The organism is Pseudoalteromonas sp. AWM4_233 (assembly GCF_056158285.1).
In genome coordinates this window covers 567,829-593,016 of record NZ_JBSWSZ010000001.1, presented here as the reverse complement: position 1 = coordinate 593,016, position 25,188 = coordinate 567,829, and the positions used below count along the sequence as shown (strand labels likewise).

Here is a 25,188-nt window from a genome sequence, read left to right as displayed (position 1 = left end):
ATGTCCTAGCGTTGATATAACTTAATTTCATTATGGTATCGAGTGATGTAAGAAATCAGCAGTTTGTCACCATGTGCATCTAAATAGTAGATGCCAGAGTCGGCATTGACTGCGGACTTTATATCCCAAACGGTTTCAAGGGTGTTATCGCCATTAAGCTTAAATACAGACTGTCGATTATAAAGGTATATATCACCGTTCGCTGCCGTGATCATGGGTCTAACCTGTTCACCGTTCAAACTATGGTGCAGGGCTTCTCCCGATATTAACGGGGTGACTTCGTTGGTTACAACGTTTAATAGTGCAATGTCTCGATTGCTCGATAGAGTGACAAGCTGGGTATCGTCATACCAGTCAATACCGACAATATTGCTAGCAGGAAGAGTTTTGCTTTGTTGATCTCTGATAGAGATCACTTCAATTATTTTATCATCCGTTATTTCATGGGCGCGCAACTGTGCCACTCGATTATTGTGTAGGCGGGTGTCACCATTCTTTTCGTTATCTGGCATCGTGTATAGTATATCGAGTGAGCCTAAAGCTCTTACTTGAGCGACTTTATTCACTGTCTGCTTAACCAATATTTGCCGCTCGGTAGGATCGGAGTCTGTGATGGAATATCCAGCACTCAGCTGTGAGATAGGACTATATCTATGATGTTGGTCGATTCGAATTACACTATATGACTCGGTGTCCTTAAAAAGCGAATCCGTGTAGGCAAACTCCCCCTCTCCAAGATAGGCCATAATCACTTCATAGATCTTAGGTTTAGCAAAAGCTGTTGACTCGCCCGTTTTTAAATCAATGACATAACTATCATGATCATAGCCATAAGTGGTCATAAGTAGCTGGCTCTTTGACATAGGTAAAACGTACGATGTTGGTTCTACTGCTACTTTCACAGGTGGTAGCTCTGTTAAAGTTTGCATTGAATAACGCTTTATTTCGCTGCGGTCATGGTCAAACCACAACACCGTTTTTTGCTTAGGATCCCAATTTGCAGCCCATAACAAATATGTATATTCAGCTAATTTCAAAGTTTTATGGCCATTTAGAGTGGTGACTAATAGCTCAACCTTATCACCAATGTTACGCGTAAAAATCAACTGTTGTGTTTCGGGGATGATTGCAAGCAGGCGATCACCAAAACCATGATTGCTGGGTGTCGTGATCCGAGTTTCTTGTTGAGTATTAAGGTCATAACGATAAATGGCTCCGAGATTGGGTACCCCTAAATAACCTCGTCGGCTATACACAATTTGTGCTTGGCCAAAATCAAATATTGCGTTAATAGAACCGCCAGAGCAAGGGAATAAAACTTGATCGCGGTCACTGGTGTTAGTAGATAGGCGATGTTTGCGATATTCGCACACCGATTGCTCTGAGTCTTGTTTAGCTTGATGTAAATAGTAAATCCAATTACTGTCGGCGGACCACCCTAAAATAGAGCTGTTTGTCGGTATGCTTAGTTCCTTCTCATGTTGGGTGGTGAGATCCATTAGTCTTATCTCTCCTAGTGCATTCGCTTCATTGGTCGCGGATTTAAAGCTATAAGCAAGGTAGCGCTGATCTGGAGAGTTGTATAATTTGCCGTGATGGCCTCGATACCACGAGAGAATTTGATTGTTAAATGTTGTAGCTTGTGGTGGCTGATGGTTATGCTCAGTAGTTTTACGGGGCATCACTACATATAGAGTGATGGCAATAACTACCAAGAAAAAACAGGTAAATGCAATAAGATAATATTTATAAGGCTTTGATACTTTGCTTTTTTTGCAAATTGGAGTCTCTGCTTCAGCTGATAGCTCCGTTGCATCTTCTAGCGGTACAGTAAAGCTATAGCCTTTTCGGTAATGTGTTTTAATCACTGGTTTTGGTTGCAGATCAGAAGCCAGCTGCTTTCTTAGCTCAAATATGACACGGTTAATTGTATTATCATCAACAAAATTAAGTTGCCACACGTTTTGTGCAAGCTCTTGGCGAGTTATGATCCGGTTTTGATTTTTAATAAAATACATCAGTGCTTTAAAAAGTAATGGTTCTAGCTCCTTACTTTCTTGGGCATTACTGATGCTTTGCGTGGCTGTATTCAGTTTCCAGCATCCAATATCAATATAGTTCGGGTGCGTTGTTTCGAGATCCATGAAAATTCCAAATTAGTGACGAGTAATATCAACTTGTTTAGGGTCTGTTGAGCTTTGCTGTTTAACTTTTTTCGTGTTTTTTGGTCGTGTCGCGCAGTTTTCCGCCTCGTGATCTAGGTAAAACTTAAGCAACAATGAACAATGCCAACTCAGGTAAATCCAAAGGGCTGCGCTCGATAAGCACTTCTACTGTGTTGCTCCACATGGAAGTAGGGTAAGGTGACTTTTTAGGAGTACATAGTCTTATCGACTGACTTACATAGAATGACTACTCTACGCAGACATTGCCTTGTATAAATACCACTCAAACTACTGCAACAACACAGTTGATGATAAACAGATCCTAATATCGATATTATCAAAGATTTTAAAAGAATATTCAGTAGTTATTCCTTATACCCTTGAAAATTAACAGCTATGAGCGCTGTTTGTGGTTAAAAAAGGCAGTTATATTGTTGAGGCAAGCGCTTTAGTGGTTGGGGTTTAATGTAGATATAATGGGGTCAGGTCGAACCCTTTGACTATAAATACTACAGATGCAAAACCTGAATCTGTAGTTTCTTGTAAATGCAATCAAAGCCAGAAATCAATGACTCTGACACCTTTGATTGTACATAATTACTGCTGAGCAGTAATTATATGGTCGCTTTGCGGCTGTATAAATGTACTTAGAAAAGCCCTGGCATTTGCTGGGGCTTTTTGTGTTTGTGTGGATAAAGCTATTAACTCACAACTTGACTTCTATGCCTTGAAAAGCCGTATTGATGTTGATCCGAATCTAAATGACCAATTAAAACTATTAACTAAAATCCTGCCCCCTTAATTTCTCAGTTAAAACTATTAACTAAAATCCTGACTAACATATTTAGTAATTACCCCAAACATTTGCAAAAAATTTATCAAAATCAAACGAATTCCTCGTCATCGGGCAAGGGCACGTTTCTTGCCTGCTCGAGCTCAAACGCCATTGTCTCGAAATCTTCTTCGGTCAAGGGCTCGGAGTGTTTCATACCTTCAAGCAGAATTTTCAACGAGGCGCTGTCACTGGCCCTGTTGAGCATATTATCGCTCCACGGGTTGACGTCGGTGCCGGTCGTCGCCGGGTTCATTTCCCCGCTCCAGCGGGGAATCGAAACCCCTGGCTCGTTATTCATCACCGCGGCCCGCTCTTCTACCAGCAACTGTTCAAGTTTGGCAATACGTGCAGTTCCTTTGGGGCAAAGCTCATCCATCCAGCCCCGCCACAACTCATCAAGCCGCAATTGGCCCCCCAGCACATGCACTATCTCGGTCCAGGTTTTGTCAATGGGGTTAACTTGTGTATCTTGCATTTGTATTTGGGCGACGTATGCCCCTTGTAAAGTTTCAAACGGCGTATGAAAACCGCTAACCCGCTTGTCGTAATACAGCCGCCAAAGGGCAAAATACCCGGCCGGTATGATCAAGTGAATCGGAATCTTCGAGGCTAAGTCAGATTCGATTGTTTTTAAAAATTGAATCCAGCCCAATATGCGTCCTTGCGTATGCCCGGATGTACCGGCATACAATGGCGCCATCAATAGCCGGGCGGTTATCACGTTTGGGCAAAATTCATTACGGGTCCAGTTGTAGGCAAAAGGGAACTCTTTCCCAGGATCATGCGGGTTAGGCAGTTTATGCTCGACAACGTAGGCTTCCTTTTTGTCCCACACTTGCGGTTTCGGTGAAAAGTTTTCAAACTCAAATAGCGCAGATGGAAATTGCACCCGGCAATGGGCACTGTCTATCTTGGCCACGTTGGTCATTCGGGCGATATCGCTTATTAACGTTTGATACCTGACTACCCGGGGTAACTCGCGCCAGCGCCGGTACATATCTGCACTGGATTTGAATGCCAGCCATATTTCATCGTCTGCCAACCCGCCGGTCGATTCATCATCCTTAAGTACATCATAGATGGCTCCCCACACCAATTCAGCATGCGGTGCACTTTTATTTCTATCCCCGGCAACACCATAAAGAAAATAGGGTAAATACTCCCACATGGAGGTTTTTAACTTAACGTTTTTCTTAACGAGTTCCGCCAACATCAAGCGTTGACAATTGGCCAATCCCGGGCTTCGCAACAGCCTATAGGCCAGTACTTTTTCGGCCTTGCGCGCGGCCCAGCAAGTCATTTCACCAACCAGTGCCCGGGCGACCTCGGTAATATTGCGATAGATTTGGGCCCTATCCCTGCGCCCGTTGTTTCGTTGTCCTTTGAAAAAAGCCAGATCGGCAACCTGTGCCATTGTTTTTTCGTCAAACGAAAAAGGGGGATTTAGCCATACTTCTTCGTACTGGGTCGCAAAATCGGCAGCATGCGCCGTATAGGCTTTCTTGGTCACGTTGCCGGATAGAGGCGACAACCAGTTTCTCAACATTGACAGATATTTGTCTTGTAGATCTTTCTCTTTAAATGCACCGTCATCAATACAGTGGTCGATCTGGCTTTTTTCGGATGCCATGTTCAATAACGCCCGGCAAACCACATCGTTTTCAGCAACAATAAGCACATCTTTCGCAAAATCCATCGGCTCGGACCAGATCTCGTACCAGGCAACCAAAACCGGGGTTTTAATGGGATTCCACTTTATCTCGGTTTTCCGGATGATTTCTTTGTCAGGTTGCTTAATGGCATTATAGTCCTGTGCTTTCGGTGTAATAAAAATCAGCATGAATAGTCTCCGTTTTTAGTTGATCACGTCATCAACCGTCATGCTAGGTTCAATACACCTTGATTACTCGTGTAAAACTACGATCACAATTTGAGCATCATCCCCTCCAGGGCGACCTTGAACCCGGCCTTTTTCACCGCAATTTGCGCCTTGGGAATGTTTTAAGAGGACAGCCACTTTAATTTTTAAAAACAGAAAGCCAACAACAAAGTCTGTATGCAGACTAACCAATTCAAATATCTAAACCTAAACCCAAAAAGGTAAGTAAATGATTAAAAACTAAGGGGGGTGACGTAAAAGTATAATTAAGCAACGTGCCTATCGATAAACAACCAAGTAAGTACAAAGAAGAGTATGAGATATTTAGGCAAAAAGCCTTTGGCATTGGGTCAAATTGCTGCGCCGCTGTAATTGTACGTGGTCACAATAGCTTTGCAGTGACTGTTCACGCCCTACAGCTCCTCTAAAAGACTTGGTAAATTGCGTGGTAAGTTTTAGCCAGTTTTCAGGGCAAATATTTAACCTAGCTAAAATAGGCTGAGAGGAGTCGATTGAACCTCTTTTATCTACACGTATGCACTGCCCTGTTTGTTCTACCAGCTGTAGATAATTCTTAAATTCAAAAGGCAGACCTTTAGACATATGTTTTCTGGGACTACCAGAGAAGCGAAGTAAACTCTTGGGCTGCTTTCCCTCTTTTGCTGATTCAATACGTTTTTTAATGCTCGTATGCTCTGATGTTTCTGGCGTTTTCGCCATCTTAGCGCGAATAGGATTTAAATCTACATAAGCCATACACGCAGCTAAGGCGGCTTCATCTAATAGCGCTTGTGATTTAAAGCGGCCTTCCCAAAATCGGCCTGTGCAGCTGTCTTCTTTATTGGCTTTTCGGGCGATATGCTCATTTAAAACCCGCATAAACCAACTGATATCAGACAAGCGCTGCCTAAACTCTTTTATTTCTTTTGCTAAAAAGAACTGCTGACCTTTATCTAACTTTTCACCAGCCAAAAACTTCTGGGTATGGAGCGTGCCTTTAAACAGTTTATGCCAACGGATTAGCACTGCTTTATCACTAAGCCTGTTTGCTTTTTTATCGTCTGCGTACAATACAAAGTGGGTGTGATTGCTCATAACTGCATACGCACATACATCAATACAAAATACTTTAGATATCTGTTGCAGTTTATCTTCTATCCACTGTCTGCGATGCTCGTAAGATTTTCCCGTATGCGCATCTTCACCACACAAATAGGCACGACGTACACAACGTGAAATACAGTGGTAGTACTTGGTATCTTGCAAGCTCACCTGCTGCTCTCGTGCCTTTGTCATTGTATGTGCCTACTTGAAAGTCTTAAGTTTAAAAGTAGGCGATGGGTGTTTATTGGTCAATTTTTGAGGTGGGTGTCCTGATTATTTTATTTTTTAATTGATTCCAAAATCAACGACTCTGACCCCTTTGATTGGTACTTGGTATTTTGCAAGCTCACCTGCTGCTCTCGTGCCTTTGTCATTGTATGTGCCTACTTGAATGTCTTGAGTTTAAAAGTAGGCGATGGATGTTTATTGGTCAATTTTTGAGGTGGGTGTCCTGTTTATTTTTAAAAATCAACGACTCTGACCCCATTGATTTTTTGATATGATAAATATGGTATATCTTAAACTTTAAGTTAGGTTTTTCATTTTAATGCAATAAGGAGTTTTATTTGAAGACTAAAATAGAAAAACTGGAAATCGAATTAAAAAGGAATGTTTCTCATCGGAATAGAAAGCAGGGCCTCAAAACAGTCAAGAAAATACATAAATACATAACTAGTAAAGATGGACTAACTAACGATATTATTATTCGGCTATTGGGCTTATGTTGCAATTTTTATCGTGATTTTAACTTCGTGAATGAAAACATTAAACACCTTAAATATTTAGCAAATCTTTACTTGGATTATAATCAGATTCAGGCGGCTTATAGAGCTATTGAAGAGGCTATGGAAGTTGCAATTTTACATTCGCGCTGGCGAGATTATATAAATCTCTTAGAGTTACTGTTAGCGGCGTGCTACGAGAATGAAGACCTTGATAGTGCTTTAGAGTGCTATGAAAGGATAAGAGAGTGTTCACTAAATGTGCAGATGGAACCGAGGTTGATGGCTAACTTGGCTACTATATATATGCAAAAAGAGCTTTATAGTGATGCAATAGATATTTTCGAATCCATAATTGTAGAAGAACCCTCACTTCAATTAATTGTCAAGTCAAATCTTGCTATATGTTATCGAGAAAAAGGTGAGCCAGAAAGATCGGTGTCTTTACTGGAAAGTGCAAATACTTCCAGTGTTCATAATAAAGAAGCTTTAATTGAATATGAGTTAATATATGCTAAGTCATTGATATACTGTTTTAATTATAGAGAGGCAATATCAAGGCTATGTAACGCTGTGAGTATAATCCAACATCAAATGGAAGAGGTAATTAAGGTTCATTATCGAAGGGGGATTCGTGAAAAGTATGTTGCAAGATTAGAGAACCTAATACTTAGCATTCCTGAAGAGTATATGACAGAGGATGTACTTTTTATACTTTCATTTAGCCGTTCAAATCAGCTGTCTGATTGGATGAGATTATTATGTTGGTGTGACAATCTTTATGAATGGGGAGTGCCTGAAAAGGACATCATTGACATAAAAGAGAATATTCAGGCTGTAGCTGAGAATGGGGCACCCTTTCTCTATGGCATGATAGAGAAGTATGATGATCATAATGATATATATCACGCTTGGAGATGGAATGGACTAAACGAATCTATAAATTCAATTGTTTCAAAATACAATGTTCAGACTCCATTTTTTCACGAAGGTATTTACGATGTTTTTAGAGAGATTTGGGGCTTTTTAGATCACTCGGCTTTAATGATTAGTTTCTTATCTATACAAAGGAAGTTGCTATTAGTTAATAGAGGGAAATTTAGAGTTATCACTATTGATGAAGAGGTTTTTTCAGATTACATATCAAGTTTTATTAGGTATAAATCAGAAGAACTCAGCAGCCAAAAGTTCGCACGAAAGTTAGAGGAAGTTCATCAATATATGTCCAGCTTGCTGAATGAATTTATTATTGATGTAGATAAAGAAGAAGTGGGCTCAGTAGTTTACTTTCCTGATAGGTTTTCTGATTTTCCTATAACCTCTGTATTTTATTGTAACGAGTCATTGAACAAAAAGATGGTGCAGGGGAATTTTTTCATAAAAAGTGTGCCAATCATGTTTATATATCAAGACCAATATATTGACAATCAATACTCAAAAGTTATAGGTATATGCGATAATTCAGATTTAGTATTGTCTCGGCTAGAGATAGAGAACTTCTCGAATAACCTTAAAGTAAAAAATATATGCATGATTGAAAAAAATGATGATGAAACATTTCGAATTGAAGTAGAGGATTCAGATATAATACATGTTACTACGCATGGTGAGCCAATAGATTTTTATAGTGATCCGTGCCATGTGTCTTTGTTACACAAAGGGCACGTTATTGATATTCATAGCATTCAGACTAAGTTATATAAGCTAAACTACAAGATAGCATTATTAAATTCCTGTCATAGTTCATCTAATTTACTTCGTCGACAGGTTAGTTTATCTGAGCGTGCTCCAAAATTAAATAATATTAGAAGCCACGACACATTTAGTTTATCTACTAGCTTATTGATTAATAGAAAATCAAGATGTATAGCATCTTCATGGAAAACGTTTGATAAGTTTTCATATGTTCTGTCTCATCAGTTTTCGAAAAATCTAATTCGATTTAGAGATGTAGAAAGAGCTTTTTCAGCTTCTATTGCTGAACTAGTTTCAGTCACTGAAAGTTCTCTATTAAATATACTAGACAAAGATAATGAACATCAAAAGGCCATGATTGATAATAAGAATGGTACAATATCTATGTTCAAACACCCATATGCATATGCAACCTATCAATGTTTCTCCTTGCTATAATTAGGTTTAAAGTTTAGCGGTCTTGTTGATCGTTAAGCTTTGTGAATGACATTCTAACTTCAGTTCGAAGTTTAATTACGTGGAATATAATGATTCAATTTTTCTCATCGTTATTCTGTTAATTGATAATTTTTAGCTTTGTTGTGTTAAATTCACAGACTCAGGTCTTGCATTTTGCAACCCTAAAAACAAAACCAACAGACAACTCCACTCCCCCTTCTATCACGCCTGAAAATAAGCAATTGATGAGTAATGTGCTCGCATGGATGCGAGCTAAGCCGTGATTTCGCCAAGGATGGCGAATACATGGCGTTTACGTTCACATCAATAGCGTTTTGAAGATTAAGCGTGATGGAGGGGCGCCGTGGGGTTCCAAGGGGCGGTCGGCGGCAGCCGCCCCTTGGTTGCCGTCGCCAACGCGACAAGGAGTCAAATTGAAGGCTGACTTCAAACATGTCGCGCTAAAGCACGACCTACAGACCATCACAAGACGCGATATAAAACCGCTGCTACCGAGGTGTTTTACTCTCCTGTAGGTCGTCGTTTACGACGACAATGTTTTAGCTTGTCGCGCTAAAGCACGACCTACAGGCGATAACAAAGTCGTGGCATAAAGTCGCAGCTACCGAGGTGCTTTATTCTCTTGTAGGTCGTCGTTTACGGCGACAATGTTGTCAGATTGTCGCGCTAAAGCACGACCTACAGGTATTAGAATCCCGCCATAAATGACTATCTACACCCACAAAAAAACCGCCTTAATTGCTTAAGGCGGTTTTCAAAAATCTAAGTCGGGGATTAGCCCGACCTACCATTCATTACTCTGCATAAGTCTCAACTGCAGGGCAAGAACAGATAAGGTTACGGTCACCTAGTACATCGTCGATACGCGTCACTGTTGGCCAGAACTTATCTTTAGCAACTGCTTTCACTGGGAATGCAGCGTAGAAACGGTCGTATGCACGATCCCACTCGTTACCTAGTACGTCAGCTTGCGTGTGCGGTGCGAATACTAGTGGGTTGTTTTCAACAGACCACTCGCCGTTTTCAACTTTGCGTACTTCTTCACGGATTGAAACCATGGCTTCGATGAAGCGGTCAATCTCAACCTTAGACTCAGACTCAGTAGGCTCGATCATTAACGTGCCCGCTACTGGGAACGACATAGTCGGTGCGTGGAAGCCGTAGTCCATTAAACGCTTAGCAATGTCCATCTCAGTGATGCCAGACGCATCTTTAAGTGGACGTAAGTCAACGATACACTCGTGCGCAACACGGTTGTTTTGACCACGATAAAGAATTGGGTAGTGCTCGCTTAACTTCTCAGTTAGGTAGTTTGCGTTCACGATAGCCATTTCAGTTGCGTCTTTTAAGCCTTGGCTGCCCATCATTGTGATGTATGCCCAAGAGATAGGTAAGATAGCCGCTGAACCGTAAGGCGCTGCTGATACTGCACCATTGCCTTCAGTTGTACCCGGTACGTTGATAACGCTGTGGTTAGGCATAAATGGCGCTAGATGCGATTTAACACCGATAGGACCAACACCTGGGCCACCGCCACCGTGTGGGATACAGAATGTTTTGTGTAGGTTTAAGTGCGATACGTCTGAACCGATTGAACCTGGGCTAGTTACACCTACTTGCGCGTTCATGTTCGCGCCGTCCATGTAAACTTGGCCGCCGTGCTGGTGAACAATCTCACATACTTCACGGATAGACTCTTCGTATACACCGTGTGTAGACGGGTAAGTAACCATGATACAAGATAGGTTCTCTGATACTTCTTCCGCTTTCGCTTTAAGGTCAGCCATGTCGATGTTACCGTCGTCGTCACATGCAACAACCACAACTTTCATGCTTGCCATTTGTGCAGATGCCGGGTTAGTGCCGTGTGCTGAGCTTGGGATCAAACAGACGTTACGGTGGCCTTCGCCACGTGACTCGTGGTATTTACGAATAGCGATAAGACCTGCGTATTCACCTTGTGCACCTGAGTTAGGCTGCATAGATACTGCGTCGTAACCTGTGATGTTTACTAACCAGTCGTGAAGCTCACCAATCATTGTTTGGTAACCTTGCGCTTGGTCTAGTGGGCAGAACGGGTGAAGCTCTGCAAACTCAGGCCAAGTTACTGGGATCATCTCAGCGGTCGCGTTTAGTTTCATGGTGCATGAACCTAACGAGATCATTGAATGGTTAAGCGCTAAATCTTTGTTTTCAAGACGCTTGATATAACGCAGCATTTCAGTCTCGCTGTGGTACGAGTTGAAGTTAGGGTGCGTTAAGATTTCGTCGTCGCGTACTAGGCTTGCAGGAATACCGGTGATGTCATCTGCAGATACTTGTGCGTCAAGTGCTGCAACGTCAAGACCGTGGCCTTCACCTAGGATGATGTCGAATAATGCTAGTACGTCAGCACGTGTTGTTGTTTCGTTCACAGATACTGAGAACTCACCCGCGTGGTTCGTTGCAAAGTTAGTCTCTGCCGCGATTGCGCGTGCAACGATCTCTTCTTTGTTGTCAGCTACCACTGTGATTGTGTCGAACCAAGTGTCATGCTTAAGGCTCACACCTTTCGCTTTAAGACCTGTCGCTAAGATGCTAGCGAAGCGGTTGATGCGCTGTGCAATTGTCTTAAGGCCTTGTGGACCGTGGTAAACCGCGTAGAACGCAGCCATGTTCGCAAGTAGAACCTGAGCTGTACAGATGTTTGAGTTCGCTTTTTCACGACGGATGTGCTGCTCACGAGTCTGCATCGCCATACGAAGTGCGTCGTTACCTAAACGGTCTTTAGATACACCGATGATACGACCTGGTAGTGAACGCTTGTACTTGTCGCGTGTTGCGAAGAATGCCGCGTGTGGACCACCGTAACCCATAGGTACACCAAAACGCTGTGCAGAACCAAGCACTACGTCAGCGCCTAGTTTACCTGGTGCTTTAAGTAGCATTAAGCTCATGATGTCAGCTGCAACACAGGCAATCGCTTTTTTGTCTTGTACTTGTGCGATTAGGTCAGTGATGTCTACCACTTCACCTGATGTTGTTGGATACTGGAATAATGCACCGAAAATTTCATGGTTAGCTGCATCTGCCGCAGGACCTACTACCACTTCGAAACCAAACTGCTCTGCACGTGTTGTTACAACGTCGATTGTTTGTGTATGAACGTCATCAGCGATGAAGAAGATGTTTGCTTTTTTCGCTTTTGATACGCGCTTAGCAAGTGCCATTGCTTCTGCTGCTGCAGTTGATTCATCCAATAGAGATGCAGATGCTAGGTCTAGACCTGTGATGTCAATCGTCAACGTTTGGAAGTTTAATAGTGATTCTAAACGACCTTGAGCGATCTCAGGCTGGTAAGGCGTATATGCTGTGTACCAACCTGGATTTTCTAATACGTTACGTAAAATTACATTCGGTACGTGTGTTGGGTGGTAGCCCTGACCGATGTAAGATTTGAAGATTTTATTTTGGCTAGCAACAGACTTTAGGTAGCTTAGTGCTTCAACTTCTGTGCGGCTCTCACCCACTGCTAAACCCTGCTCTAAACGAATACCAGCTGGTACTGTTTGCGTGATTAGCTCTTCAACGCTTGATACGTTAAGTGCCGATAGCATGTCGCTCACTTGTGCCGGTGTAGGGCCAATATGGCGGCGGATAAAATCTTGCTTTTGCTCTAATTGCTCAAGAGATTTAGCGTTTGACATTAGTCTAGATTCCTATGATCCAAAAAATTTAGGGGGTTAGTGCTGATTCCTGCTGCGGGTACTGCTCTGGCTTCAGCTTTACCAACTTATCGCTAAGTTGATGAAAAAGTTCTGTACTCTGTATGGTTTAGTACGGACCTTTTTTTAAATCAGATTAAACAACAAAAGCCCCGCTGGGGGCTTTTGTGATCAACGAAGTAATTAGTCTTCGTCGATTGCGTTTTCGTAACCTTCAGCGTCAAGAAGGTTCGCAAGCTCTGACTCGTCAGAAGCTTTAACTTTGAACAACCAACCGTCACCGTATGCGTCGTTGTTAACGTTTTCTGGTGAATCTTCAAGGTCTTCGTTGATTGCTACAACTTCACCAGTGATAGGTGCGTAGATGTCAGATGCTGCTTTTACAGACTCTGCTACTGCACAGTCTTCACCAGCGTCAACTTCGTCACCAACTTCTGGTAATTCAACGAATACCATGTCGCCTAGAAGCTCTTGTGCGTGCTCTGTGATACCTACAGTGTAAACGCCGTCGCCTTCAGCGCGAACCCACTCGTGTGAAGACGCGTATTTTAACTCGCTAGGAATGTTGCTCATCTTTTTGTTCCTTTGGTTCGGTGTAATAACTGGGCGATGGTTCGCCCTTATTAATATTAAATAACTGACTTGCCGTTACGTACGAAGCAAGGCTTCACTACTTTAACGTCAACTAACTTTTTACGCATTTCTACTTGCGCTGTTTCGCCCGTTGAACGAGGAACACGCGCTAGTGCAACACTAAAGCCTAATGTCGGAGAGAATGTACCAGAAGTAATGATACCTTCGCCACCTTCTACGACAACTTTAGAGCCACCACGTAGAACACCTTTGCTTTCAAGTACTAGACCAACTAGCTTGTGTGTGCTCTTTTCAGCACGTTGCTTAGCAACCGCTTCACGACCGATGAAGTCACGATCTTCAGGTTCCCATGCAATCGTCCAAGCCATGTTTGCAGCAAGTGGAGATACAGTTTCATCCATATCTGAACCGTATAGGTTCATGCCCGCTTCTAAACGTAGCGTATCACGTGCGCCAAGGCCAGCTGGAGCGACGCCTGCGTCTAATAATTTTTGCCAAAGGTCTGCTGCATCATCGTTGTGTACAACGATTTCGTAGCCTGCTTCGCCTGTGTAACCAGTCGTTGCAATGAATAGATTGCCCGCTTGTACACCGAAGAATGGTTTCATACCTTCAACTGCTGCGTTTTGCGCGTCATCAAGAACTTTAGCTGTTTTTTCTTTTGCGTTAGGGCCTTGTACTGCGATCATCGCAAATTCAGGACGCTCAGTGATTTCTACTGCGAAATCAGCCGCAACTTTAGCAATGTGCGCTAAATCTTTTTCACGCGTTGCTGAGTTAACAACTAGGCGGTATTCAGTGTCAGAGAAGAAGTAGATGATAAGGTCGTCAATTACGCCGCCTTCTTCATTTAACATGCCTGTGTAAAGTGCTTTACCAGGTACTTCTAGTTTAGCTACATCGTTCGCTACAAGCTTACGTAAGAATGCTTTTGCGTCTGCGCCTTTAACGTCCACAATCGTCATGTGAGATACGTCGAACATACCTGCATCAGTACGTACTGCGTTGTGCTCTTCGATTTGTGAACCATAGTTGATTGGCATTTCCCAACCGTGGAAGTCAACCATTTTTGCGCCAGCTTCTACGTGCTTAGCGTGTAGTACAGTTTTAGAAGTCATATCATTCCTTCACTAATTACTGACCTTGTAGTGTATGGCTACAAGATTGCCTCTTCGAGGCGGGGTTAATGCAATAACAGCTAAGGCACCCGTATTGAGTGCCTTAGCAAATTTTATTTGAAATCTAGTTTAGGCTAAAGCCTTGTTCTTGCAACTGTTGGTGCCACTTATTCAGAGTGTCTGTTTGGGCAATCAACTGATACTGCTGCAAGTCGTCTGCAAGTAATGAAGTGACGAACACTTCACCACTTTGACGGCCGTAGCACACTTGCTCGTCTGATAAACGCAGACCCGGTGTTAAGCCAAACTGTTTGATGATGGTATCAAACGCTTGCTCACCGCTTAATGTGCTCATGCTTAAATCTTTGCGCGCCACCAACTCAATGTCGTAATCGCTGTGGTGGGCTTCAACCAAGTTTTGTAGCTCATCAGCGTGATTTTGTTCAATCACAAAGCGGTAAGCCGTTTCGCTGAAATAGTAAACCGTAAATGCCGCACCTGATACTAACTGGCCTTTAATCCCTAAACCTGGTGCTAATAGTTTATTTAGGTTAATACCTAAAACTTGGTTTAAAAATGGTGTGGTTTCGAAGCCACTGAAGTCTAAGACCAATTGTGCGCTGTCTAACGCTAACGTGTTTAGCGCAGGCGCTGTGCCTTGACGATGTTTTGCAAACATACTGGCTGAAAATGTCATAACCACACCTTAATAAAACTTTAATTTGTGCAGTATATGAGTGCATTTGGGCAACAACAAATTGTATTTATTTATACATTGATAAATAATGCTTATGTAACTTGGTTTTATAAATTGATTTTTTAAATATGAAGAACTTATCGAACGACGGCTTACGCACATTTGTTACTGTGGTTGAATTAGGTGGCTTTGCCAAGGCCGGTGAACTACTGGGATTATCGCAACCTGCGGTGTCATTACAAATTAAACGACTCGAAGAAATGCTCGGCTGTCGACTGTTTAAAAAACAAGGTCAACGACAAGTTATCAATCAATATGGTGAGCTTTTACTGCCGCTGGCGAAACAAATGCTGCAACAAAACGACGCCATCTTACAGCAGTTCACCTCAGAGAGTGTGACCGGTAAAGTGCGCTTAGGTATTCCGAGTGAGTTTGCAGCGCGCATTTTGCCGTCTATTATTGGTGACTTCGTTTCTCTTTACCCTGATGTTGCCCTAGAAGTGAAATCACGTTTGAGCAAACACCTGTTGTCTGTTTCACGCCAAGATCAATTCGATTTAGTGCTGGCATTGAATGAAGAGCTGAATTCAGATCAGTTCCCTGTATTCATGCAAGACCAATTGGTGTGGGTCGGTAATTTAAACCTCGCCAAGAACGATGTGGTAACTCTAGTAACCGCACCTGAGGGCTGTATCTACCGCCGTCGCGCCATCGAAGCCCTACAGCAAGCCGGTTTAAAATACCGTATTGTCTACAGCAACGCCGATTTGACCGGGTTAATCGCCGCGATTAAAGAAGACCTAGGCGTCACTGTGTTGGCTAAAAGTACCGTACCAAGCGATTTAAACTACCAGTCACACACCCCTAACCTACCCGAGCTCGGCCAAATCGGTATTTGCTTGGTAAAAAATTCACCCGAATCTGTACATGCCGTTGATAAGCTGGCTGAGTTTATTGAATTGAGATTGGGGTAAGCGGTAAGCGGTAAGCGGTAAGCGGTAAGCGGTAAGCGTACAATAGTTTGCGAGTTACGAGTTACGAGTTACGAGTTACGAGTTACGAGTTACGAGTTACGAGTTACGAGTTACGAGTTATCAAGATGATTCTAAAAGCGCGACGTAAAGTCAGCGCCTACAGGATGTAAAAATTTGCTTTGTAGGCGCGGGTTTACCCCGCGCTAATAAATGTGGTTCGGCCTACCCGTCACCCTGAATTTATTTCAGGGTCTATTTTTATCTACTGGATCCTGACCTTCGTCAGGATAACAAGTTGTGTATTTGTGATGGTTCAAAGAGCGCGACATAAAGTCAGCGCCTACAGGGTAAATATAAATCTAACAGGCTACGCCCTACCCCCTTCTATCACGCCTGAAAATAAGTAATTGATGAGTAATTCATTTCATGGATGAAATGTAAGGCTGACTTAGTCCATGGATGGACTATTCAGCCGCTTACGTTCACATCAATTATTTATTTGAAGATTAAGTGTGATGGAGGGGTGCAGGGAGAGTCCAGAGCGAAGGTCGCACCCGAGCGACCAGCGTCAGCCCCTCTTTGGTTACCGTCGCCAACGCGACAAAGAGTTAGATTGAAGACTAGTGCAAAACAATTTTTAAAATAGATTGGTGTTGTATTACATCCATGTAGCTACGCCCATCGGGTATCCATACCCTCACCTCCTCGCGCTGCGAAACTTCGTTTCGGTCTTAATAATGTTTGGTGAGTATATTACGTCCATGTAGCCTGGGTCCGGTTCGGCCATCCAAGGCCTCACGCTCAACGCTAGTCTTGCTGCGCGCACTCGCAAGCCTCAAGACACGTTTCGCCCTTGCGCAAAAGTAACTTTGCTTCGCAAAGTGTATTTTGCACTTACTTCCCAACAGCCTCTTTGGCAAACAGAGTTTTAATCGGCCCTAGGTTATCAACCATACTCAAGCCAACACCGCGGATCAGTTTCTTCAGCGGGTTATCACCTTCAAACAGCTCTTTTAAACCTTGCATCATGGCTATGTGCTTTTGCGCATCGAGTTTACGGGCACGTTCGTATTCACGCAGCACACGGGTACTGGCAAATTCTTGCTTGCTGTCGGTGAGTAATTTAATTAAAAGCGCTGCATCTTTAAGGCCTAGGTTCATACCTAATCCAGCCAGCGGATGGATGGTGTGTGCAGCATCACCCATTAATGCAATCTTGCCGTTTACCCACTGTTGAGCGTAACGCATTTTCAACGGGAACACCGCTCGGTCGTCTTGTACTTCACATAAACCGCACTGACCGTCGATGGCAACATTCAATGCTTTATTGAACTCAGTTTTATCTAGCGACATTAAATGCTGTGCTTGCTCAGGTGACGTTGACCACACGATTGATTGGCTATGTTCATCGCTGAGTGGTAAAAACGCCAAAGGTCCAGTTGGTAAAAATACTTGTCTTGCAGTATGGCTGTGTGTCTCTTGCGTCTTAACCGTTGCGACGATAGCGTGGTGGTCGTAGTCCCAAAACGTAATGGGCATTTTAAACTGAGTACGAATACCCGAATTTGCGCCATCTGCTGCAACTAATAGCTTTGCCATAACCGGCATGCCTGATTCTAAGGTGATTAACACGTCAGTGTCGGTTTGATGAATAGCTTGATAACGAGTATTAAAGCTAAGCGTTGCAGATGAATACTGTTTTAACTGCTGAAACAGCGCATAACGAATGGCATCATTTTCAATGATGTGGCCAAGTTCAGGTAAATCTAGTTCGGTGCTGTTAAACGCGATTTTGCCAAAACTGTCTTTGTCTCTGACGTCCATATGCGTATACGCACAAGTTCGCTGCGCTAAAATATCATCCCATGCACCTAGCTCAGTAAATAACGTTTGACTGGCAAGACTGATAGCACTCACGCGATTAGCAAACTGCTCAGTAAGTAGCATAGGTTCACTGCCCGCATCAATCACGTGCACGCTAATGTTATTTTTTGCCAGACCTAACGCCAAAGTGAGGCCTACACAGCCACCACCGACAATACATACTTGCGCTTGTTGCATCAGCTTTTTCCTTTAATAACATGACCCATTAGTTGCTTGGCTAACGGTGCTTTTAAATTTTCAGACAGTGACATGGCAAGCAAACCGCAGCTGCGACCGAGTGCCATTAAACGAGAAGAATTTGAGAATAGTCGCACGAGCGCATCGGTCAGTGTCATCACCGTTTTGATGTCTTGTGCACGCGCACGATTATAAGCTTGCGTAAAGGCATGTTCACCCAAATCATGTTGCTCTGATGCAATCAGCTCAACCAAGGCTTGAATGTCTCTTAAACCCAAATTAAACCCCTGCCCAGCAATTGGGTGAATCGCATGCGCGGCATTACCAATTAATACGCTACGGTGATGAACGAGCTGCTCGACTCGACCTAGTACCAATGGGTATTGTGCGCGCATACCAACCTGTTTGAATACCCCTGCGCGATAGCCAAAGGCAGTTTGCAGCTCAGCAATAAAGGCGTCAGGTTCAAGCGTTTTATAATGTTCAAGGTGTGCGTTAGGCATACACCACACCAGCGAGTAGCGGTTTTGTGTCAGAGGCAGCAGTGCCATTGGCCCATGCTCGGTAAAACGTTCAAACGCTTGGCCGCTATGACCGCCTTCAACTTCGATGTTGGCGATTAGCGCCCCTTGCTCATAAGCCAGACTATCAAAACCTATGTTTAGCTGTTTGCGCGTGGGGGACTGTGCACCATCGGCAACAACCAACAACTTTCCACTTAACTGAGTTTCGTCGTTTAAGATCAGCTCAACACTGTCTTGGGTTTGCTTTAATTCATTAATGGTCGCAGGGCAGTATAGTTGAATGTCAGTTTTTGCTAGCTGTTGATGTAAATAAGCACCAAATGGGTTCACTTCCACCACATAACCAAGGGCATTCGTTTTATAGTCTTGGTGGTGCAATGAGGTTTTACCAAAGTGACCTCTATCAGACACGTGCACTTGCTTAATGGCTTCGGCAAACGGCCAGTCGGCATTAAACAAGTTAAATTGCTTTAAATACTGCACAGACTGATCGGCCAAGGCGATTGAGCGGTCGTCAAAACTGGGGTGTGCTTGGCTTTTTGGTGCAAATGCCTCAATCACGGCAATCTGCAAAGTTGGGCTGGTCTTTTTGATTGCCAAAGCAGCGGTGGCCCCTGCCATACCGCCGCCTACAATCACAACATCAAAGTGCTGCAACGCATTCTCCTACTGCTGCATTAACGCTTCTATTTCTGCTACGGTTTTCGGCACGTCTTGGGTCAGATTTTCGTGACCATTTTCAGTTACCAATAGGTCATCTTCAATACGAATGCCGATACCTTTGTATTGTTCTGGCACTTGCGCATCTTCATCGAAGTACAAACCTGGCTCTATGGTCAACACCATACCCGGTGCAAATGGCCTGTCAGCTTCATCGAGCTTGTACTCACCCACATCGTGAACATCAAGGCCTAACCAGTGACCTAAACCATGCATGTAGAACGCTTTGCATGCTTGTTTTTCAACAAGTGTATCTAACTCGCCAGATAAAATGCCGAGCTCGATCAAACCTTGGGTCATTACTGTCATCACTGCTTTATTAGCAGCAACCAAAGTACCGCCCGGCTTCACATGCTCAAATGCCGCAGCTTGGGCTTTTAACACCAGCTCATAAATGATCTTTTGTGGCTCACTGAATTTACCAGACACTGGGAAAGTACGGGTGATATCAGCGGCATAACCTTCAAGCTCACACCCAGAGTCAATCAACACTAAGTCGCCTGATTTTAAGGTATCGCTGTTTTCTGTGTAATGCAGAATATTGGCATTATTGCCTGAGCCGACAATGGTGCCATACGCCGGGTAGCGTGCGCCATTCATTGCATAATGATGGTGAAGCTCGGCTTCTAGTTGATATTCTGTGGCATCAGGCTTGGCAAACTGCATTGCACGCACATGACCTTCAGCACTTATTTGACCCGCTTTGCGCATCACGGCAATTTCTGCGTCTGATTTAAACAAACGCATTTCGTGAATAAGCGGTCGTGTATCTTTGATGATCTCTGGCGCGCGATAACCTTTTTTCGGTGCACCGCGCAGGGTATTTAACAAAGCCCATACCTTGTCATCAAATGCACTGTAAGTGCCTTGCGCATAAAATAAAGTGCGATTGCCATTCACTAACTGCAGTAGCTCATCGTCTAACTCACTTAACGGGTAAGTTTCATCAAACAAGTAGTCAGACTTGGCCCTTTCATAACCCACTCGGCGGCCGTGCCAAATCTCAGCGGTTTTATCTTTGTTACGACAGAATAACGTGCTTTTACCTTCACCTTGCTTGTCTTTTGACAAGACTAAAACGGCATCTGGCTCTTTAAAACCGGTTAGGTAGAAAAAGTCACTGTCTTGGCGAAACGGGAATTCGGTATCGCGACTACGGGTGATCTCAACCGCAGCAGGAATAATCGCTACGCTATGGTTGTCGAGTTGCGCAAGTAATTTGCTTCTGCGCTGAACAAATTCTTGAATGCTGATCATTAGTGTAACGTCTTTGATGGAGTAACCGTTTCTCTACCCATTTCAGCAAAACATAACAGTGCTGAAACACGAATATATTCAACAATTTCATGGAAAGCTTGTTGGTCTTCTTCTTCTTCACCGAAGTCAGTGTCGAGTTTAGTGATTTCACTAAAATCGTTGATCACTTCTTTGACATCAGCCGACAGCTTGCCATAATCTTTTTGCTTTAAGCCAAAGCCCAATAAAAAGCCCGACACCCATGCCACTAGCGCATTGGCTTTATCTAGTAGGGTTTCGTCTTCATTTGGTAAATACAGCTCAAAGTTTGGCTCCTCGCTGTTGAAGCATGACATAACATGCGTAAACATTTGGCCAAATAGACCTTTTAATTCATTTGAGAAACTTTGTCCGTCGTTAAACACGTCACTTAACATGATCAGGTAATCTTTTTCATCAATGTTTAAGCCACAAGCCAGCAAACCACTGATGGTGCCGTGAGCTTCTGAAGGCGATACGAAAATATCATGCTTTTCAAGCAGCAGTTGTGCTTGTGTGTAATCGGTCATTTCTGTCATTGCTAATGCTCGTCAAAGAATCTTCACTATAAGAACATACTCAATTTAAAAAGTGTGTCTTAATTTAATTGCTATCAATGCTAACACTCACAGTATAGCAACTCCAAACAATTGTCTTTAAAGGGCTTCATTTATAAGCAATTGTTGTTAATGTCGGCAGCGACGTTTAATTTGCCAGCAGTTGAACTGATATTTTTTGATTTATGGTTTACCTCTGCTGCAAGTCTTATATACTGAACTTAATTCCCTAGCTCGTAGGACAGCAGATTAAGTCCCTGAGCCGATAAACTTTATCTAGGGGTGTAGTTTGCTTACTATTGCGCAAGCTTGGCATGTACCGAGAAGCCTACGGTGAGCTGTTACACTCCGCCTTGAACCTTAGGGTTCAAGGGCTGACATCAGCATCCGCGAAGCCGGGGAAGTCTTATCTTATATTCGAGCCCACTTCTTAATTCAATTAATGCCTTTAATCAATTAATGAAATATTTCATAAAAAATACACGCTATTAATTTTTTATTTACAATTAAATAACTCTAGTGATATTTGTATTAGCGCTTTATACAAAAAATAATCAAGGAGTTTGAAAATTAAAGCAATCCTATTAGGCGCAGTTTCTGCCATTACCCTAGCTACTTCTATGCAAGCAAGCGCTTGGTTCGAAAATGAGTCATATTTTGTTGAATGTTATGACGACGCAACAAATAAACCTCTTTTCTTCCAAATGGTATACAGCCGCGCTCAAGTAAGCTCGCTTATCAGTCGCTGTTCAAGTCTTGGCGGTAGTGCATTCGTTGAAAGAGTTCAATAAGAAAAATAATTAAACAAGGAAATTAATAGTGAAAATTAAATCAATTTTATTCGGTGCAATTGTTGCTGTAACAGCATCCTTGTCTATGCCATCACAAGCTTACGGTTATGACTTTTGGTTAGTCGAGTGCTCAAAAAACAACGGTAGTTTCCTTTGGATGGAAATGACTTACAGCAGTAAATCTCGCGATGCAGCAGTAAGCCGTTGCTATGCCGATGCTGGCTCACCAACTGTAGAAAAAGTATTTTAATAATATGTAGTATATTCTGCTAACGGCTTTCTTTTGAAAGCCGTTTTTGTTTGAGCTAATTGCATTGATAAAAATTTAGGCAAAAAAAAGCCCTGGCATTTGCCAAGGCTCTTATCGATAAACTCAATCGAGATTAGTCAGCTTGTGGACGCATGTGCGGGAACAAGATAACGTCTTTGATTGTTGGTGAGTCAGTGAAAAGCATCACTAGACGGTCAATACCGATACCTTCACCCGCTGTTGGTGGTAAACCATACTCAAGCGCTTGAATGTAGTCAGCATCGAAGTGCATTGCTTCATCATCACCGGCATCTTTTTCTTCAACCTGACGTGCAAAACGTTCAGCTTGGTCTTGTGCATCATTAAGCTCAGAGAAACCATTAGCAAGCTCACGACCACCTACGAAGAATTCGAAACGGTCAGTGATGAATGGGTTTTCATCGTTACGACGAGCAAGTGGCGACACTTCCCACGGGTACTCTGTAATGAAAGTCGGTTGAATTAGCTTATGCTCAGCAGTTTCTTCGAAGATCTCACATAAGAACTTACCTGCACCCCATACACATTTTTCTGGGATCTTAACGTGTACTTTCTTCGCGTAAGCGACTAGCTCATCGAAGTGGTTTTCAGGATCTTTGAAGATATGCGCGATTTCTTCAGCGTCAGGACCATACTTGATGATGGCATCAGCCATAGATAGACGCTCGAACTGCTTACCGAAGTCATATTCAATCGTCTCAGTTACTTCACCTTCTGCGTTCTTAACTGTGTTAATCACGGTTGTTGTACCAAGAACGTCTTGTGCAACAGTACGTAACATGTCTTCAGTTAAGTTCATTAGGTCGTTGTAGTCAGCATACGCTTGGTAGAATTCGATCATCGTGAATTCTGGGTTGTGACGCGTTGAAAGACCTTCGTTACGGAAGTTACGGTTGATCTCGAATACACGGTCAAAACCACCTACTACTAGACGCTTAAGGTAAAGCTCAGGCGCGATACGTAGGTACATGTCGATATCTAGTGCATTGTGGTGCGTCACGAATGGACGCGCCGTTGCACCACCAGGAATAACCTGAAGCATTGGCGTTTCAACTTCCATGAAGTCACGCTCAGCTAAGAAACGACGAATGCCTTCGATCACTTTTGAACGGATACGGAACGTTTCACGCGTGTCCATGTTTGTGATCAGGTCAACGTAACGCTGACGGTACTTAGCTTCTTGGTCTGTTAGACCGTGGAACTTCTCTGGTAACGGACGAAGTGACTTAGTCAGTAGCTCGTACTGAACCATGTCTACGTAAAGGTCGCCTTTACCTGACTTATGAAGTGGACCAGACACACCGATGATGTCACCGATATCTAGTTGACCATATTTTTCTTTAAGCGTTTTTTGCACGTCTTTTGATGCATATGCTTGAATGCGACCTTTCATGTCTTGTAACACAAGGAAAGGACCACGTTTAGCAAGGATACGACCTGCAACCGATACCTGATGGTCTAACTCAACAAGCTCTTCCTTCGATTTATCACCAAACTTAGCCTGTAGATCAGCCGTATAGTCTTCACGGCGGAAGGTGTTCGGGTGGCCATTGGCATCACAATTCTCACGAATTGTATCCAATTTAGCACGACGCTCAGCAATGAGTTTATTTTCGTCTTGGATTTGATCTGTCATTTTTTAGCTCTTAGTTTAGCTTGTTGATTAAAGGCCTGATTTCAGGCTGGCTTCGATAAATTTGTCTAAATCACCGTCTAATACCGCTTGGGTATTACGGTTTTCAACGCCAGTACGTAAATCTTTGATACGTGAGTCATCTAATACGTATGAACGAATTTGACTGCCCCAACCAATATCTGATTTAGCATCTTCTTGAGACTGCTTTTCGGCGTTTTGTTTTTTCATTTCAAGTTCAAACAACTTCGCTTTTAACTGCTTCATTGCTTGCGCTTTGTTTTTGTGTTGTGAGCGGTCATTCTGACACTGCACAACGGTATTCGTTGGTAAGTGGGTAATACGTACCGCAGATTCTGTACGGTTAACGTGCTGACCACCGGCACCCGATGCACGATATACGTCGATACGTAAATCAGCTGGGTTAATATCAATTTCGATGTTGTCGTCAATTTCTGGGTAAATAAACGCAGACGCAAATGAAGTATGACGACGACCTGTTGAATCAAATGGGCTCTTACGCACTAAACGGTGTACGCCTGTTTCTGTACGTAACCAACCGTAAGCATATTCACCAGATACGCGCACGGTTGCGCCTTTAATACCGGCAACATCACCATCTGTTGCTTCAACGATTTCAACTTTAAAGCCTTTCGCTTCAGCCCATCGTAAGTACATACGCAATAGCATGTTACACCAGTCTTGCGCTTCAGTACCGCCCGAACCTGACTGTAAGTCAATGTAGGCATCGTTAGCATCTTGTTCACCAGAGAACATACGACGGAACTCTAGCTTTTCTAATTGACCAACTAGACCTTCTACTTCAGCTTGTGCTTCTTCAAAGGTTTCTTCGTCTTCGGCTTCAACGGCTAGTTCTACTAGGCCTTCTGCATCATCTGCACCACCAACAAGGTTATCAATGGTTTCAACAATTGCTTCTAGATTCGATTTTTCACGGCCTAATGCTTGTGCTTTTTCAGGCTCGTTCCATACTGCTGGGTCTTCTAACTCTGCGTTTACTTCTTCTAAGCGCTCTTGTTTTAGAGCGTAGTCAAAGATACCCCCTAAGCAGCTCAGTGCGTTCGCGAATTTCCTTGATTTGGTTAATCACAGGATTCACTTCAAACATGCTCACTACTCCAAAAAAATTAACGTGAATCACACGTAATACCAATTTTATTAACTGGCTAGTCATTCTAGCGAGCTAAAAAGGCCACTAACTTTGTCTGAAACTTCTAATATAGAACTACTATATGTCGAAATTTCATCCTCGTTATTAACCTTTTTTTCTGTCGCAATAAACGACTCGAAGTTTAATGCAATTGGTATAATATCAATGGCTGAATGCTTTTTCAGCTCATAAAAAAGGCGCGTGATTTTTAAACGCGCCAT

Annotated in this window: 17 protein-coding genes and 1 other RNA gene; 5 read left to right on the top strand and 13 right to left on the bottom strand. The window is 43.0% G+C overall.

Annotated elements, in window-relative coordinates; all coding sequences use genetic code 11:
• Positions 1-5: 5 nt before the first annotated feature.
• The 3 genes from ACXAC4_RS02540 to ACXAC4_RS02530 all read right to left on the bottom strand — a co-directional run bounded on the left by ACXAC4_RS02540 (position 6) and on the right by ACXAC4_RS02530 (position 6,175).
• A complete protein-coding gene (locus ACXAC4_RS02540; RefSeq protein WP_475158775.1) occupies positions 6-2,144 on the bottom strand; it encodes a winged helix-turn-helix domain-containing protein in 2,139 nt (712 codons plus the stop codon).
• 905 nt (positions 2,145-3,049) lie between these two features.
• Positions 3,050-4,840, bottom strand: coding sequence for a hypothetical protein (locus tag ACXAC4_RS02535; protein WP_138562894.1), 1,791 nt, complete (start codon positions 4,838-4,840; stop codon positions 3,050-3,052).
• Between the two features lie 363 nt (positions 4,841-5,203).
• Positions 5,204-6,175: a transposase gene (locus tag ACXAC4_RS02530; protein WP_475158774.1), complete on the bottom strand. Its 972-nt coding sequence runs from the start codon at positions 6,173-6,175 to the stop codon at positions 5,204-5,206.
• 374 nt (positions 6,176-6,549) lie between these two features.
• Between ACXAC4_RS02530 and ACXAC4_RS02525 the strand changes: the two genes are divergently transcribed.
• The gene (locus ACXAC4_RS02525; protein ID WP_475158772.1) at positions 6,550-8,838 is read left to right on the top strand and encodes a tetratricopeptide repeat protein; all 2,289 of its coding nucleotides are present in this window, start codon (positions 6,550-6,552) and stop codon (positions 8,836-8,838) included.
• Positions 8,839-9,653: 815 nt separating this feature from the next.
• On the opposite strand, the gene gcvP is transcribed toward ACXAC4_RS02525, so the two are convergent.
• The 4 genes from gcvP to ACXAC4_RS02505 form a co-directional block, all read right to left on the bottom strand.
• A complete protein-coding gene (gene gcvP, locus ACXAC4_RS02520) occupies positions 9,654-12,545 on the bottom strand; it encodes an aminomethyl-transferring glycine dehydrogenase (protein ID WP_475158771.1) in 2,892 nt (963 codons plus the stop codon).
• Between the two features lie 201 nt (positions 12,546-12,746).
• Positions 12,747-13,136: a glycine cleavage system protein GcvH gene (gene gcvH, locus ACXAC4_RS02515; RefSeq protein ID WP_058028879.1), complete on the bottom strand. Its 390-nt coding sequence runs from the start codon at positions 13,134-13,136 to the stop codon at positions 12,747-12,749.
• Positions 13,137-13,192: 56 nt separating this feature from the next.
• Complete coding sequence (gcvT, locus tag ACXAC4_RS02510; RefSeq protein ID WP_058028878.1) at positions 13,193-14,275, bottom strand: glycine cleavage system aminomethyltransferase GcvT; 1,083 nt, start codon at positions 14,273-14,275, stop codon at positions 13,193-13,195.
• A 124-nt stretch (positions 14,276-14,399) separates the two neighbouring features.
• Positions 14,400-14,972 (bottom strand): hypothetical protein, encoded by a 573-nt coding sequence (locus ACXAC4_RS02505; protein ID WP_475158769.1) that lies wholly within the window; start codon positions 14,970-14,972, stop codon positions 14,400-14,402.
• A 128-nt stretch (positions 14,973-15,100) separates the two neighbouring features.
• Here ACXAC4_RS02505 and ACXAC4_RS02500 point away from each other — a divergent pair, with 128 nt between their 5' ends.
• On the top strand, positions 15,101-15,946 hold the full coding sequence (locus ACXAC4_RS02500) for a LysR family transcriptional regulator (RefSeq protein ID WP_058028876.1): 846 nt from the start codon (positions 15,101-15,103) through the stop codon (positions 15,944-15,946).
• An 894-nt stretch (positions 15,947-16,840) separates the two neighbouring features.
• Here the strand turns inward: ACXAC4_RS02500 and ACXAC4_RS02495 are convergent.
• The 4 genes from ACXAC4_RS02495 to ACXAC4_RS02480 are packed head-to-tail and all read right to left on the bottom strand — an operon-like array spanning position 16,841 to position 21,065.
• Positions 16,841-18,007: an FAD-dependent monooxygenase gene (locus ACXAC4_RS02495; RefSeq protein ID WP_475158767.1), complete on the bottom strand. Its 1,167-nt coding sequence runs from the start codon at positions 18,005-18,007 to the stop codon at positions 16,841-16,843.
• Entirely contained in the window at positions 18,007-19,188 is a 1,182-nt protein-coding gene (ubiH, locus tag ACXAC4_RS02490) for a 2-octaprenyl-6-methoxyphenyl hydroxylase (protein ID WP_475158766.1), read from the bottom strand. Before ubiH ends, ACXAC4_RS02495 begins: the two co-directional genes overlap by 1 nt.
• A 9-nt stretch (positions 19,189-19,197) precedes the next feature.
• A complete protein-coding gene (gene pepP / locus ACXAC4_RS02485; protein ID WP_475158764.1) occupies positions 19,198-20,508 on the bottom strand; it encodes a Xaa-Pro aminopeptidase in 1,311 nt (436 codons plus the stop codon).
• Positions 20,508-21,065, bottom strand: coding sequence for a UPF0149 family protein (locus ACXAC4_RS02480; protein WP_475158763.1), 558 nt, complete (start codon positions 21,063-21,065; stop codon positions 20,508-20,510). The genes pepP and ACXAC4_RS02480 overlap by 1 nt, the downstream gene beginning before the upstream one ends.
• A gap of 241 nt (positions 21,066-21,306) precedes the next feature.
• Here ACXAC4_RS02480 and ssrS point away from each other — a divergent pair.
• The 3 genes from ssrS (at position 21,307) to ACXAC4_RS02465 (ending at position 22,124) form a co-directional block, all read left to right on the top strand.
• A non-coding RNA gene (gene ssrS, locus ACXAC4_RS02475) (6S RNA) lies at positions 21,307-21,489 on the top strand.
• A 157-nt stretch (positions 21,490-21,646) separates the two neighbouring features.
• The gene (locus ACXAC4_RS02470; protein WP_475158762.1) at positions 21,647-21,874 is read left to right on the top strand and encodes a hypothetical protein; all 228 of its coding nucleotides are present in this window, start codon (positions 21,647-21,649) and stop codon (positions 21,872-21,874) included.
• 28 nt (positions 21,875-21,902) lie between these two features.
• Positions 21,903-22,124, top strand: coding sequence for a hypothetical protein (locus ACXAC4_RS02465; protein WP_475158761.1), 222 nt, complete (start codon positions 21,903-21,905; stop codon positions 22,122-22,124).
• Between the two features lie 133 nt (positions 22,125-22,257).
• On the opposite strand, the gene lysS is transcribed toward ACXAC4_RS02465, so the two are convergent.
• Together lysS and prfB are read right to left on the bottom strand one after the other, a co-directional pair.
• A complete protein-coding gene (gene lysS, locus ACXAC4_RS02460) occupies positions 22,258-23,799 on the bottom strand; it encodes a lysine--tRNA ligase (RefSeq protein ID WP_475158758.1) in 1,542 nt (513 codons plus the stop codon).
• A gap of 27 nt (positions 23,800-23,826) precedes the next feature.
• Positions 23,827-24,925, bottom strand: a protein-coding gene (prfB, locus tag ACXAC4_RS02455) for a peptide chain release factor 2 (protein WP_130256774.1) whose coding sequence is annotated in 2 segments (ribosomal slippage) — positions 23,827-24,849 and positions 24,851-24,925 — 1,098 coding nt in all. Because the reading frame shifts where the segments join, the coding sequence is not laid out codon by codon here.
• Between the last annotated feature and the right edge of the window lie 263 nt (positions 24,926-25,188).